This is a genomic window from Sphingomonas sp. PvP056 (assembly GCF_040549155.1).
In the GTDB taxonomy this organism is placed as follows: Bacteria; Pseudomonadota; Alphaproteobacteria; order Sphingomonadales; family Sphingomonadaceae; genus Sphingomonas.
The window spans coordinates 318,350-332,933 of sequence record NZ_JBEPST010000002.1 but is presented as its reverse complement, the minus strand read 5'-3'; the positions used below and the strand labels follow the sequence as shown (position 1 = coordinate 332,933).

General features: G+C 65.5%; 10 protein-coding genes. 5 read left to right on the top strand and 5 right to left on the bottom strand.

What is annotated here, in order from left to right:
* The first annotated feature begins 30 nt into the window (after positions 1–30).
* Both ABIC17_RS05795 and ABIC17_RS05790 read left to right on the top strand, forming a co-directional pair.
* The gene (locus ABIC17_RS05795; RefSeq protein ID WP_502958415.1) at positions 31–1,719 is read left to right on the top strand and encodes a M28 family metallopeptidase; all 1,689 of its coding nucleotides are present in this window, start codon (positions 31–33) and stop codon (positions 1,717–1,719) included.
* A gap of 326 nt (positions 1,720–2,045) precedes the next feature.
* The gene (locus ABIC17_RS05790) at positions 2,046–3,068 is read left to right on the top strand and encodes an alpha/beta fold hydrolase (RefSeq protein ID WP_354279964.1); all 1,023 of its coding nucleotides are present in this window, start codon (positions 2,046–2,048) and stop codon (positions 3,066–3,068) included.
* 3 nt (positions 3,069–3,071) lie between these two features.
* Here the strand turns inward: ABIC17_RS05790 and ABIC17_RS05785 are convergent, their stop codons facing one another.
* The 3 genes from ABIC17_RS05785 to ABIC17_RS05775 form a co-directional block, all read right to left on the bottom strand.
* Positions 3,072–5,036, bottom strand: a complete 1,965-nt coding sequence (locus ABIC17_RS05785; protein ID WP_354279962.1) for a glycoside hydrolase family 127 protein — start codon at positions 5,034–5,036, stop codon at positions 3,072–3,074.
* A gap of 69 nt (positions 5,037–5,105) precedes the next feature.
* On the bottom strand, positions 5,106–5,897 hold the full coding sequence (locus tag ABIC17_RS05780; protein ID WP_354279960.1) for an IclR family transcriptional regulator: 792 nt from the start codon (positions 5,895–5,897) through the stop codon (positions 5,106–5,108).
* Between the two features lie 29 nt (positions 5,898–5,926).
* Positions 5,927–8,356, bottom strand: a complete 2,430-nt coding sequence (locus tag ABIC17_RS05775) for a glycoside hydrolase family 95 protein (RefSeq protein WP_354279959.1) — start codon at positions 8,354–8,356, stop codon at positions 5,927–5,929.
* Between the two features lie 188 nt (positions 8,357–8,544).
* Between ABIC17_RS05775 and ABIC17_RS05770 the strand changes: the two genes are divergently transcribed.
* The gene (locus tag ABIC17_RS05770; protein WP_354279957.1) at positions 8,545–9,555 is read left to right on the top strand and encodes a zinc-binding alcohol dehydrogenase family protein; all 1,011 of its coding nucleotides are present in this window, start codon (positions 8,545–8,547) and stop codon (positions 9,553–9,555) included.
* 567 nt (positions 9,556–10,122) lie between these two features.
* Here the strand turns inward: ABIC17_RS05770 and ABIC17_RS05765 are convergent.
* Positions 10,123–10,905 (bottom strand): hypothetical protein, encoded by a 783-nt coding sequence (locus ABIC17_RS05765; RefSeq protein ID WP_354279955.1) that lies wholly within the window; start codon positions 10,903–10,905, stop codon positions 10,123–10,125.
* On the opposite strand from ABIC17_RS05765, the gene ABIC17_RS05760 reads away from it, so the two are divergent.
* Together ABIC17_RS05760 and ABIC17_RS05755 are read left to right on the top strand one after the other, a co-directional pair.
* On the top strand, positions 10,888–11,133 hold the full coding sequence (locus ABIC17_RS05760; RefSeq protein WP_354279954.1) for a hypothetical protein: 246 nt from the start codon (positions 10,888–10,890) through the stop codon (positions 11,131–11,133). The genes ABIC17_RS05765 and ABIC17_RS05760 overlap by 18 nt on opposite strands.
* 265 nt (positions 11,134–11,398) lie before the next feature.
* Positions 11,399–13,417, top strand: coding sequence for a glycoside hydrolase family 43 protein (locus ABIC17_RS05755; protein ID WP_354279953.1), 2,019 nt, complete (start codon positions 11,399–11,401; stop codon positions 13,415–13,417).
* Positions 13,418–13,439: 22 nt separating this feature from the next.
* Here ABIC17_RS05755 and ABIC17_RS05750 read toward each other — a convergent pair whose 3' ends face one another.
* Positions 13,440–14,573, bottom strand: a complete 1,134-nt coding sequence (locus ABIC17_RS05750) for an aspartyl/asparaginyl beta-hydroxylase domain-containing protein (protein WP_354279952.1) — start codon at positions 14,571–14,573, stop codon at positions 13,440–13,442.
* Positions 14,574–14,584: the final 11 nt, after the last annotated feature.

Below are 14,584 nucleotides of genomic sequence, written 5' to 3'. Positions count from 1 at the left end.
GGCGAAAAGGTCCCCTAAGCAACGGGAATGATGAGCCCCTTCCCCCGTCGCCGCAGCCATTCCCTCCGTCGTCTCGCGGCATTGCTCGCGGTTTCGACGGTGATCCCGCTCGCGCCCATCGCCGCCCAGATGAAGACCGACGCCGCGCGGGTCGAACAAAGCGTCCGCACGCTCGCCTCGGACACGTTCGAAGGCCGCGCACCGGGGACGCGTGGTGAGGACCGGACGCTCGGCTATCTGATCGCGCGGTTCCAGGCGCTCGGGCTCGAGCCCGCCGGGACCGATGGCGGATGGGTCCAGAAGGTCCCGCTGATCCACACCCGGCTCGGCACGCCGCGGACGATGCGGTTCGATGCGGCCAAGGGTCCGCTTCCTGCCGAGCAATCGAAGGAGATCTACGTCTCCACCATCCGCCCCGATGATGCGGCCAAGATCGCCGCCGCGCCGGTCGTCTTCGTCGGCTACGGCGTGACCGCGCCCGAGCGGAAGTGGGACGATTTCAAGGGCACCGACCTCAAGGGCAAGGTCGTCGTGATCCTGGTCAACGACCCAGACTTCGCCGCCGCCAAGGGTGAGCCCGTCGCGGGGACGTTCGGTGGCCGGACGATGACCTATTACGGTCGCTGGACCTACAAGTTCGAGGAAGCCGCGCGGCAGGGCGCGATCGGCGCACTGATCGTTCACGATACGCCGGGCGCGGGGTACGGCTGGAACGTCGTGGTCAGCAGCGGTGGTGAGAATTACGACATCGTGCGCGATCCGTCCAAGCTGACCAGCCTCGCGCTGCAGGGCTGGATCGAAGGCGACGCCGCATCGCGCGTCTTCGCGGCGGGCGGGCTCGATCTCGCCAAGATGCGGATCGAGGCGCGCAAGGCGAGCTTCCGTCCGGTGCCGCTCAAGGGCGTGACCTTCACCGCCGACGTGCCGGTCAGCCACGAGCAGGTCGACAGCTACAACGTGCTCGCGCGCATCCCGGGGACCGAGCGGCCCGACGAAGCGGTGATGTTCGGCGCGCATTGGGACGCATACGGGTCTGGCAAGCCCGATGCGCAGGGGCGGATCTACCGCGCGGGCGCGAATGACGATGCGCTGGGGATCGCGGGCCTGTTCGAGATCGCGCGCAACATGAAGGCCGCGACGCCGCCCAAGCGCAGCGTCGTATTCGCCGCCTGGACCGCGGAGGAACGCGGACTGCTCGGATCGGAATATTATGCGACGCATCCGACCATTCCGATGGCGAAGACCGTCGCCAATCTGACGATCGACATCCTGCAAACCGCGGGGGCCGCAAAGGACGTCGTGCTGGTCGGCGCGGGGCAGAACAGCCTCGAGGACGACATGGCGCGCGTCGCGGCGACGCAAGGCCGTCACGTCACGCCCGAGGGCTTGCCCGAGCGCGGGCTATTCTACCGCGCAGATCACTTCTCCTTCGCCAAGCAGGGCGTGCCGACGCTATTGCTGATGGGGATCGCGGGGGCATCCGACATCAAGCAGGGCGGCGTCGCGGCGGGGCAGGCGTGGATTGATGCCTATACCGGCAAATGCTACCATCAGGCCTGCGATGCGTGGAGCAGCGACTGGAAGCTGGACGGGGCGGTGCAGGACATCGACCTGATCGGCACGATCGGTACGCAGCTTGCAAATTCGACCGCCTGGCCGACGTGGAAAGCCGGGTCCGAGTTCAAGGCGATCCGCGACAAGACCCGCCTGACGCGCTGAACGATTCGACACCCCGGGGCTTGTCCGTAGTTTGCGATCTCAGCGGGTCGCGATGCTGACCATCTGCGCTGCCTCACCCCAAAGTCCTTCCCCGGCGAAAGCCGGGGCCCAGTAGCGAAGGTAGCGGTGGCTTGGCGCAACCGCGCGCATTGCGACCGTCACGCTACTGGGCCCCGGCCTTCGCCGGGGAAGCAAAATGAAGAGGGTGCCGGGACTGCAATCCCTGAACGTCGGTATCGATCGCCTCCCCGCCCCGTCGGAACGCCCTGCCCTCCGCAAGCATTAGGAATCCAACGTCGCTTTCCAGCGAAACCAAGGACCCCGATATGCGCGCCATCCCCGCCCTGCTGTTGCTCGCCGCCCCATGGACCAGCGCGGCCACGGCGCGCGACGTCCCCGCCGCCCCCGCCACCCCGGTAACGCCCCTCGGCGCGAACCTCGAAAAGTTCGACTACCCCTTCCCCGTCCGATGGTTCGAAACCCCGTCGCAGGGTGCCACGGTCCGCATGGCGTATCTCGACATCCCCGCGGCAGGCCAGCCGAACGGGCGAACCGTCGTGTTGCTCCACGGCAAGAACTTCTGCGCGGCAACGTGGCAGGACACGATCGGCGCACTGTCCAAGGCAGGCTACCGCGTGATCGCGCCCGACCAGATCGGTTTCTGCAAATCGTCCAAGCCGGCGGGCTATCAGTATAGTTTCCGTGCGCTCGGTGCGTTGACGGCAGGGCTGCTCGACAAGGCGGGGGTCGGCAAGGTGACGCTCGTTGGGCATTCGACCGGCGGCATCCTCGCGGCGCGGTTTGCGCTCAGCTATCCCGACCGGGTCGATCGCATCGTGTTGGTCAATCCGCTCGGCCTCAACGACACGCTGGCGCAGGGCGTGCCCTATACCGATCTCGGCGCATTGCGGCAGGAGGAAGCCAAGACCGACGCCGCGTCGATCAAGGCGTATCAGTTGCGCAATTACTATCACGGCACATGGCGCCCGGCCTACGACCGCTGGGTGGCGATGCTCGCCGGGCAATATGCGAGCCCCGACGGCGACACCGTGCGCGACGCGCAGGCGCGCCTGTCGGACATGATCGAGACGCAGCCGGTCGCCGCCGAGCTCGACCGGATCACCGCGCCGGTGACGCTCATCATCGGCCAGCGCGACCTGACCGCCTTCCGCGCCAATACCGCGCCCGCGGCAATGCGCGACCGCGTCATGACGGTCCCGCGCGCCGCCGAGGGCGCGGTCGAGCGCTTCCCCCATGCGCGCCTGATCCGCATCCCCGACGCGGGCCACGCCCCGCAGGTCGAGGACCCGGCCGGGTTCAACGCGACGCTGCTGGCCGAACTGCGCTGACCGCTACACCGCCGCGGGCCGCACCTTCCAATAGGTCGCGTAGCGATCGTGCGCGACGCGGTGGTACGGGACCAGCCGCACCGCGCTCTGGTCTTCCGACGCGATCGTGAACTCCAGCGGCGCAGCACCGGGGCGGACTCGTGCCGCGATCGTGTCCGGAAGCCCCGTCAGGGTCGGCGGGGTGAACGGCGCGTCGTTATACTCACCATATTTGCGCTCGCTGACGATGATGTCGGCGTCCTTCGCCAGCCCCTTGGTCCCGAACACCCCGGCCAGCACGATCGGCCCATAAGTGAACGCCACCACGTCCGGCGCGGCGGGTGCATGGTCGGTCGCGACTTCCATTGCGAGGCGCAGTTCGACCGTATCCCCATCGCGCCACGTCCGCGCGACTTTGACGTAGCTGCCCGCCGCATTTGACCGGACGGTCTCCACCCCGTTGACCAGCACGGTCGCGGTCTTGCTCCAGCGCGGATGGCGCAATTGCAGCGTCAGTTCGGTCGGCCGCCGCAGCGTCCAGCGAAGCGTCGTCGTCGGCGAATCCGGGAAGGTCGTCACCTGCCGCAACACCGCACCCTTCTCGCGCCACGTTACCGAGGAGGGGACGAACAGGTTCACGTACAGCGCGCGATCGTCGTGGAAGTAGATCGAGTCGCGATATTTGACGTGATTCTCCATCCCCGTGCCGGTGCAGCACCAGAAGGAATGCTCGGGCGTGTGGTACAGCTTCATGTAGCCGGGCCGCGCGCCCTGGAAATAGGTTACCATCCCCGAATCCGGATCCTGCGACGCGAGGATGCCGTTGTAGAGCGTCCGCTCGTAATAATCGGCATAGTCCGCCTGCGGGTTCTGCAGGAACAGTGCGCGGGTCAGCTTGAGCATATTGTGCTGGCAGCACGTCTCCGACCCCTTGGGCGAGAAGACGTGCTGCTCGAAATCCGCCATCGGGAAGAAGTGCTCGTTGTCGCCGTGCCCGCCGGTCGCGAACGAGCGCGTGAGCGCGACGGTCTTCCAGAAGAACGCGGCGGCATCGCGATACTGCGGGTTGCCGGTCACTTCATAGACGCGCTGGAAACCGATGATCTTGGGCACCTGCGTATTGGCGTGCATCCCGTCCAGACGGTCGCGTCCAAGCGCCAGCGGTTCGAGGATCGCCTTGTGTGAGAAGCGTTCGGCCATCTCGCGATAGGCGGGGTTGCCGGTCATCACGAACAGGTCGGCGAAGGTCTCGTTCATCCCGCCATGTTCGGTATCGAGCATCGTCTCGAACTGCGCGGCCGTCAGCGGGCGCGTCGCCACGACAGCCCAGTCGGCCATCCGGATCAGGACCGCCTTCGACGCGGCGCTGTCCGCGAGCAACGTCGCGTCGCGCAGGCCCGCATAGACCTTGTGCAGCGTGTACCACGGCACGCCGGTGATCTTGTCGCCGCGCAGATGCGCCGCGACCAGCGCCGCGCCATCGGGAAACGCGCAGACCAGTCCCGTCTTGGCGGCATCCTGGCACGCGGCGAGTTCGCCCGCGATATAGTCGATCCGCTGCTTGAACTGCGGCTCGCGGGTGGAGCGATACGCCAGCGCACATGCCGACAGATAATGGCCGAGCGTATGCCCGTGGCAGTTGATGTCCGCCCACTGCGCGTCCGATTCCCAGCCGCCATAGACGGGGGCCTTGGGCTTCAACCCGGCGTTGACGCGGAAATTGTGGAGCATCCGGTCGGGGCTGAGGCTCATCAGATACGCGATCGTCTTGCGCTGCGCATGGAGGAACGGTCCTTCGGACAGCTCGACGTCGGCGAGGTCGAACGGCTGCAACGCGGCCTTGGGGCGCAGGCCGGTCGTCGCCGACGGCTGCGCCGCGAAGACCACGCCCGGCATCCCGGCGAACATTCCCGCGACCAGCCCGCCCGCGCCCGAACTGGCGAGGAAGCGTCTGCGCGTGGCGCCGGTACGGCGGATCTCGATCGTCATGGTACACTCCTAGGTCGTGCCGTTAAGACGGCATCGTTGTGGTGCAGGGGATAGTCCCGGGGTCGCGGATCACCCTAACCGATTGGCGCGATACCCCAAAGTTTCCGAAATGCGCGCCACCGCCGCGTGCAGCATCTCGCGGGCTGCTTCCGCGTCCACCTTCTGCGATCCGTCGATCAGTTCGAGGAATGGAATGGTGAGCGCGGCGGCGACGTTGCCGTCGAACCCGAAGACGGGGCAACTGATGTCGGTCACGCCGTGCGTGATCGGGCTTTGTCGACGATCATAGCCACGCGTGCGGATCAGCGCGAGCTGCTCCGCCAACCGCGTACGATCGATCGGGTCGGCGCGGTCCTGCTCGGCTGCCGCGAGAATCTGTCCGGCGCGCGTCTCGCTCGAAAACGCGAGCAGGACTTGTCCGGAGCAGCTGTTGACGATGTCGATCTTGGCGCCGACCCGCAGCGAAAACCCGCGGATGCCCGGCTGCTGCTCGCATGCGATGACCAGGCCGCTGCCGGCGTTGGGCACGACCAGATGGCACGACTGCCCCGCATCCTGCGCCAGCCCCTGCATCTGCGGCAAGGCGGCGCGAGTGATGTCCTGCGCGGGCGTGGCGCGATAGGCGACCTCGAGCAATTTGTACGCGACCGTATAGCGATCGGTCCGCGCCGACTTCTCGAGATAGCCGAGCCGCTCCATCACGATGATGATCCGGAACAGTTCGCCGACCGAACGCCCCAGCAACGTCGCCATTTCGCTGACCAGCGCGCCCTCGGGATGTTGCCCGAGCAGTTCGATGACCTCGAACGCCTTTTCGATCGCCGGTGCGGTGTAGGTGCCTTGCGGGCCGCTTTGCTTCATCACTTCCCCGATGTGTTACGCCTGCCCGGTCACGCCCAGCGCCGCCGGTATTGCCCCGCCGCGCCGATCCGGGCCGTGAAGCTCTCTTTGCCAGCCCGTACCGCCACCGTCGATCCCGCGGGTCCGCGAATCGTCAGCGCCTGCGGCCGCCCCTGCCGCCATGTCAGGTCGACGCGCAGATCGCCGCGCGCGCGAAACCCGGTGATCGCACCGTCGGGCCACGCGCTCGGCAACGCCGGAAGCAAATGAAGCGTATCGCCCCACGACTGGACCAACATCTCCATGATCCCCGCCGCGCCGCCAAAATTGCCGTCGATCTGGAACGGTGGATGCGCATCGAACATGTTGGGATAGGTGCGGTTGGGGCCGAGCAGCCCGTTGAGGATTTCGTGGGCATGGTCCCCCTCCCCCATCCGCGCCCACAGGCACAGCCGCCACGCGGTCGCCCAACCGGTCGACAGGTCGCCGCGCCGCCGCAGGGTGACCTTGGCGGCTTCGATCAGCTCGGGCGTATCGCGCACGTTGATCTGCCCGCTCGGATAGACCGCATAGAGATGCGAGACGTGCCGGTGATGCGGATCGGGGGCCTGTTCGTCCCAATCCTCGAGCCATTCCTGCAACTGCCCTTGCGCACCGATCCGGTCCGGCGCGATCTTCGCGCGCGCGGCGGCGACTGTCTCGAGCCAGGCGGCATCGCGCTTCAGCCGCTTGCCCGCCGCGACGGTGTTGGCGAACAGGTCGCGGATGATCTGGCGGTCCATCGCCGGGCCGACGCACAGTGACGATCCGAACGGGTGCAGATTCTCGGGTGACACCGACGGCGATGTGACGAGGCCACGCCCCTTGGGATCCTCGATCAAAGTATCGAGGAAGAAGCGCGTCGCACCCGCCAGCAACGGATACAGCCGCCCGAGCAGCGCGTCGGTGCGGTGATGATCCCAATGCGTGAACAGCGTGTTGCACAGCCACGCCCCGCCGCACGGCCACAGCCCCCACAAAGGCCCGTCGATCGGCGCGCTCGCGCGCCACAGGTCGGTATTGTGATGCGCGACCCAGCCGCCCGCACCGTACATCGCGCGCGCGGTCCGTGCGCCGGTAACCGCAAGCTCCTCGGTCATCCGCAGCAACGGCTCGACGCACAGCCCGAGCCCCGCGGGATCGGCGGGCCAGTAGTTCATCTCGGTATTGATGTTGATCGTGTATTTGCTCCCCCACGGCGGGCTGGTGCCTTCGTTCCAGATCCCCTGCAGGTTCGCAGGTTGCGTGCCGGGGCGCGACGACGCGATCATCAGATAGCGCGCATATTGCAGATACAGCGCCGCCAGCCCCGGATCGGTCCCGCCCTCCCCCGCCGCGATCCGGCGATCGGTCGGCAGTGCGGCGGCGGCGGGGTTGCTGCCGAGGTCGATCGTCATCCCGCCGAACAGCGCCGCATGATCTGCGACATGCGCGCGCCGGAGCGCTTCGTAGGATTTCGCTGCGGCAGCCGCGCCGACCGAGCGGACGAGGGCGACCGGGTCGGCACTCTGGTCGGCGGGTCCGCGGTAACTCGTCGCGGCGGCGATCAGCAGCGTCACCTGCCGTGCGCCACGGACGGTGATCCCCGCAGCGCTGGCGACGATCCTGCCATCGCCCTGCACCTGCACGCGCAACGCATAGGTCAGCCCCGCCGCAATCCCGTCTGACGCTTCGTTGCGGCCCGTGACCAGCATCGCATCCGTGCCATCGACCGCAACCGTGACGCCGGGTCGCGCAGCCTCAGTGGTCTCGCGCTGCAGCCAGTCGGTCTTGGCGGTCGCAGGGGGGGCCGCACCCTCGACGAACTGCTCGCGCGGAACCGCGACCTTGCGCGGGCCGCGATACGCGAGGTCGAAATCGAGCGTCCCGCCCTCCGCGGTCAGCCGCAGCACAATCACCTGATCGGGTTCCGAGGCGAACACCTCGCGCGCGTAGCGTTTGCCGCCGCCCCCATAGGTCGTGGTTGCGATCCCCGATGCGAGATCGAGCGCGCGTCGATAATCGTCGGGTTGCCGCGCATCGACGAAGGTCAGCAACAGATCGCCAAGCGCGCCATAGGGCATTTGCGACAGCGGCTTGGCCATCAGCTTCGCCGACGCCAGATCGGTCGCTTCCTTGTAGCGACCAGCAGCGAGCAACGCACGGACCTGCGGCAGCGCGGCCAGCGCCGCGGGATTGTCGGGGTCGTAGGGTGATCCCGCCCATAGCGTGTCGCTGTTGAGCTGGAGCCGTTCCTGCCCGACGCGTCCGAACACCATCGCACCCAGTCGACCGTTGCCGACCGGAAGCGCCTCGGTCCAGGCACCCGCCGGCTGGCGATACCACAGCATCTCGTCCTTGTGGCCGGTGCTTGTCCCGGCGGCGGCGACCGCGGGCAGCGCGCCGAGCGCAAGACCGGTCGCCAGCGTCTCGCGCCGCGTCAGTCCATCCGCAGTGTTCATGCGCCGCATCCTCCTCCCCTTGGCCGTAATCGCCACCGCCTACCGCAACGGTTTGCCTGTCGAGGATTGTCCGGCACTATGCGGCAATAGTCCAGCGCCGGATTGCGCATATGATCGCTTGCTTGCATATACGCGACAAATTGTCAGACCCGACGCATGCCTGACCCTGTTTTTTTGAGGATCGTACCATGAAGACCGTCGTTTGCCGGGAGCCGTTCGATCTGGCGATCGAGGATCGTCCCGCCCCCGCCGCGCGCGCCGGTGAGGTTCTGGTCCGGATTCGGCGCGTCGGCTTGTGCGGCACCGATTATCACATCTACGCCGGGCGGCATCCGTTCCTCGCCTATCCGCGCGTGATGGGGCACGAACTGTCGGGCACCGTCGAACAGGCGCCGGAGGGGTCGTCGCTGCGTCCGGGTCAGATCGTCGCGATCAACCCGTATCTTGCGTGCGGCACCTGCATCGCCTGCCGCAACGGCAAGCCCAACGCCTGCGTCAACATCAGCGTGCTCGGGGTTCATTCGGACGGTGGCATGACCGAACTGATCGCCGTCCCCGAAAGCGCGGTGCTCGACGCGGGCGACCTGACGCTCGAACAGGCCGCGATGATCGAGTTTCTCGCGATCGGCGCGCACGCGGTCGCGCGCGCGGAGGTTCCGTCGGGGGCGCGCGTGCTGGTGGTGGGGGCCGGGCCGATCGGAGTCGGCACCGGGCTGTTCGCCCGCTTCAACGGCGCGCACGTGACCCTCGTCGACACGCGCCCGACGCGACTGACGTTTGCGCGAGAGAAGCTCGGTTTCGACGCCACCGTCGAAGCCGGCCCAGACATGGCCGCCGCGCTGGCGGAGGCCACGGGTGGCGAGATGTTCGATGCGGTGTTCGACGCGACTGGCTCGCTTGCCGCGATGGCGGGCAGCCTCGCGTATGTCGCGCATGGCGGGAAGCTGATCCTGGTCGGTGTCGCCCCCGGCGACCTGGTCTTCGCCGACCCCGAATTCCACAAGCGCGAGACAACGCTGATCGCCAGCCGCAACGCGCTCTCGGCCGATTTCGAGCGCGTCAAACGGGCGATGCTCAGCGGCGCCATCCCGACCGACGCGCTGCACACGCACAGTCTCGACGCGGATGACATCCCGGTGCGGATGCCCGAACTGATCGTCGAGGCGGACCATGTGCTCAAAGCGATCGCGCGCTTCTGAACGGGGGGTCGGGGCCAGTAGCGGACAATAGGCCGCTATCTACCGTTTGCTGCGACGACTGAACGTTGCCCACGTAAGGAAAGCCCATATTCCGCCAACCGGAAGGAGGCCTCGCGTGGCAAAGAACCAAGGAACGACTTCTGAACAGGGCCGCGGATCTTCAGGGCTATCGCATGGGAAACTCAGGAGGCTGTGGGATACCTAGAGAAGACCGAGCAGTGCTACGCACGCAGCCGTAAAGGCAACATATGCTGCTATGGCAAAGATGCGTTTGCTCGTCACTTAGCTGGTTTTACATGCGTCAGCAGTAACGTCGTCGGTAAGTTTAGGCATTGGGCGGAGCATGTGCTCTCTACCAGGTCATGACGTTCAGCCGCTACTGGCGTGGCAACCATTCATGATAAGCCGACTGGCAGCTTTCGGGTGTCCGAGCGGACCGACTGCAAACGCACAGATTCGGACATCGGCGCGCAGAATGACTCAACCCCACCGACAACCGCGCCTTAGCTTCTAACGATGGGTACCCTGCTGTATTAAGACGTACCTCGCCGAATGCCGCTTCGACAATTAGTATTGGTCCCGCAATATGCTAGGAATATTTGGCACTTCTTTGGCAGATTGTGCACGCTCCATTTCGGCAATGACTGGCTGATACTTATCTCTAATTTTTTTCGCCGCTGACGAGGGACCGAGCTTCGCATATTTGCGGACTCCATCAACGCGATGCCGAACAACTTGCGCTAGCGGAAGAAACGGCTCCAGTCTGGCTACCCTATCAGGCCAATTACCTACGTGTTCAGGGTCCAAAGTTTGAACGATAAGTGGAGCCGCGATGCGCTGCACGGCGATCGCAGAATATATTGCGCCGTCGGTCAGCTCTGAACGCACCTGAAGCACCGCAAGCGCATCTCGCAGGGTAATGGCGTTCTCGTGGATTTGCCTAAACGACTGATGACTTTCTAGAAATGGGAAGCCTCCTTTCGCCGAGGTTATGGCTAACTCGTGATAGGCTAGAATTTGGTCTACTGCGGAACAGACCTCTCTAATTACGTCCCGGCGTGCCTTCGCCTCCTTCCTCCTCCGAAACCAGCCCTCCAGCAGAGCAATTACTACCGCTACAAGTGCGATAAGAGCTGCGACACCTGTCGCGATAGCTGACCACGCGCTCCAGTACGTACCGCAGTCTGTACTTAGGATTGCGCTGCGAGTGCAGACTTCTAACGGGAAATTTTGCCACATATTTGACGAGGCCCCTTTGATATAACCGCTCACCGTGTCCGGCACACGAAATCTGGTTACCGATACCACATCCGAACGTCCGATGCCGCCCACTTGCAGACCTTCGCGCAATCACTCAACCTCTTCGCGGAAAACGCAACGGGGAGACTGGGTATGCAAGCGGTTCGGCAAATCGTCGGTGCGACGGGGCTGATCTTTGCCGCGATATTTGCTGCATCCTACTGGAAACTCATTCATATTGGCCCGGCCCTCGAAAAAGGCGTCATGATCTGCCTCGTGACGACGCTGCTCGCGCTTACGGCAGTCGAATGGATGATTGCGAAGAAAGCTCGCGCCTGAAGCACGTATCGAACGGCAGCTTTCCACCACATTGCGACGTTCCGCCACAATGAACGCGATCACCGTTCTCAAAAGCTGATCGGCAGCTTGCGGGCGAACAACAATGGTTTTGCAGAGGCCATGCTTCCGCAGGAAACGACCTGCGGAAGGCACCCCATTCACCGGTCACGCCTGCGCGATCGGTTGCCAAGCCGCCGGATCGCGCTATTACTCATACTAATGAAGCCGCGCCCTTGCAGCGCGCACCACGCGCGGGGAGAGACGTATGAAATGGTGTTGGCTCGCGAGCGTCGCCCTAGCCCTCCCCTGCGCGACCGCCCTCGACGCGGCTCCGCAACAGGCGCAGCCCGGCACCACCTGGACCGCCGACAACGGCAACGGAACCTTCACCAACCCGTTGTTCTTCGACGAGTTTTCCGATCCCGACATGATCCGCGTCGGCGATGACTTCTATCTGACCGGCACGACCATGCACGCGATGCCGGGCCTGCCGATCCTGCATTCACGCGATCTGGTGAACTGGGATTTCGTCGCCTACGCGCTCGACACGCTAGACCTTGGCCCGGAATATCGGCTCGAAAACGGCCAGAACGTTTACGGTCGCGGCATCTGGGCCCCCAGCTTCCGCTATCACGCAGGCACCTTCTACATCTTCAGCAACGTCAACGGGCAGATGACCCAGATGCTGACCGCGCCCTCCCCGCGCGGCCCGTGGACGCGCACGCCGATGAAACGCAGTTTCCACGATCTGTCGGTGCTGTTCGACGACGACGGCAAGACCTACGTCATCTGGGGCTATCAGGAGATCCATCTCGCACAGCTCGACCAAAGCCTGACCGACATCGTCCCCGGCAGCGAACGGATCATCATCCCCAAGGGCAGCGGGATGGGCGAGGGCTCGCACTTCTTCAAGATGAACGGCAAATACTTCATCACCAGTGCGGAATATGCCGGCCCCTTCCGCATGCCTGCCGCCCGGTCGGATTCGCCGCTCGGACCGTATGAGATCAACCCGTCGATCAGCCAGTGGGAGGATTTCGGCGAGTTGCAGGGCTACCGCGTCAAGGATGCGCGCGCCGATCCGCTGGTGCTGACGCCCCCCAACCCCAAGGCACGCGGCGGGTTGTCGCTGCATCAGGGCGGGATCATCCAGACGCCCAAGGGCGACACCTGGGGCTGGTCGATGTTCGAGGGCAACTCGGTCGGTCGCCTGACCGCGCTGTCGCCGGTAACGTGGAAGGACGGCTGGCCGTATTTCGGGCTCCCCGGCAATCTCGGGCGGACGCCGCGCACCTGGGTCAAACCCGACCTGCCCAAGACGCCCGACCGTGCCCCGTATCTGCGGAGCGACACGTTCGATGGCCCCGGCTTGCTCGCCGTATGGCAATGGAACCACGTCCCCGTTCCTGCCGCCTGGTCGCTGACCGAGCGCAAGGGCGCGCTGCGGCTCCACGCTTTGCCCGCGACCGGCTTCCTGCAAGCGCGCAATACGCTCACGCAGCGCGCGATCGGTCCGCAATCCTCCCCGACGGTCGAGCTCGACGCGAGCGCGCTTAAGGTCGGCGATGTGGCCGGGCTGGGGCTGCTCAACCGGCCGTACAGCTGGTTCGGGGTGCGGCGCGATGCGACCGGGCTGACGCTGGTGCAGACCGACGAGACCGGCGGTGAGAAGGCGCGCATGCCGCTCCAGAACGCGCATGTCTGGCTCCGCAGCGATGCCGACTTCTCGACCGAGACCGCGCGCTACAGCTATTCGCTCGACGGGCGGCGGTTCGTGGCTTTGGGCTCACCCGTGCCGATGGCGTTCCAGCTGATCACCTTCCAGGGCGTCCGTTACGCTTTGTTCGCCTATAACGGTGGCGGCACCGCCGGTGGACAGGCGGATTTCCTGTCCTACACCCTCACCGAAGGCCGACCGGAAAGCCGACCAACGATCCCTTATGGCCGGACGGTCCGCTTCACGCCGGTGGGGACGAGCGACGCAGCCGGAATCCTACGCGACGGCGTGCGCGTAATCGACCACGGTCTCGGTCGCGTCGGTCTGGAACAGGGCAACCGTGCGCTGACGGCAGCAGCGGATGGCAGCGTGGCGTGGCAACCCAAGCGTGACGGGCATGACGCTACGCAAAGCTTCCAGTGGATGGAGAGCCTCAGCGGCGGTGCGATGCTGATGGCCTTGTCGACCAACCGCTATCTCCACCTGACCGACGCCGGCACGCTCCGCGCCGACAACCCCGGCGTGACGGCGGACAATGCCGACCGGAGCCGCTGGACCGTCCGGTGATGTGACATTCCCCCGGCTGCGATCATTGCCCGCCAGCGTAAAGGCCCACTGACTCGAACAGGATCGTCAGCGCGGCGCGTTCGTCCGCCGAAAGCTCGGGGCGCCAGACCTCGAACAGCAACACGACGCGCGTTGCGTCCGATCGATTCCACGCTTCATGTTCGATCGAATCGTCGAAGATCATGAGCTTTCCCCGTTCCACGGGCTCGATCTGATTGCCCACGCGCAACGTGCAGTCCGGTGGAACGATCAGCGGTAAGTGGCAGATCAGGCGTGTATTGAGCATACCGGTGTGCGGCGGAATATGCGTGTCCGGTTGCAGGACGGAGAACAGCGCCATCGGAGATCGCGCTGCAATGACGGGCATCGGGACCTTCGCCAGCGCCGCCATCGTGCGCGGAAACCGCTCTGTGGCATTTGGGACCGGCTCACCGTTCTCGATCAGGTGAAACGCGCTCCAGCGCGGATCGTCGAGCAGCGCGTGACCGCGGTTGGCCCGCGTTGGGTCCGCGCGGACATAGGGTGACAGGCCGGAACCCTCCTTCAATACCGCCCGAAGTTCGGCCTCGATGTCATCGGTTGCCGCCATGACATCGGCGGCCCAGGCAAATTCGGTCGATGGGAAGAATTGCCGGTGCGGCAAGCCCGGGAAGAAGAAGCTCGTCGGGCTCTGGAAATACAACTGCTTTTCCCCGAGCACGAGCGCGACCGCCTCGTCGAAGCGTGCGCCGGCCGGATGGGCTGCCATGGTGCCCCGGAGATGCATCGCAAAACGCTCGGTCATCCGCGCCAGCTTCGCCTGTGCCTGGCTTATCAAGGCTTTGGTCGCGGGATCCGCAGCCTGCGCGCTTGGCCCCTGCGAAACGGCCAACTGATAGTAGGACGTCGCCGCACGGTCATCCGCGGCACGATCTCCCTTCAAAATCAACGCAGCAACGTTGCGTGGCTCCATCGCAAGCACGTGATCAAGCGCCTGATCGACAAGGTCTTCGGCACCGGTCGCGATCCGCGCCTGCGCCAGGAGCAGCCACAATGCCGGGGTCGCCACGCCCGCCGCGGCGACATCCTCGAACAGGGCGCGGGCGGTCGCGACATCGCCCCGCTGCCATGCGGCCCATCCGGCTTGAGCGGTCGCGCGCTGATCGTCCTGTGCCATTCGTGGCAGCG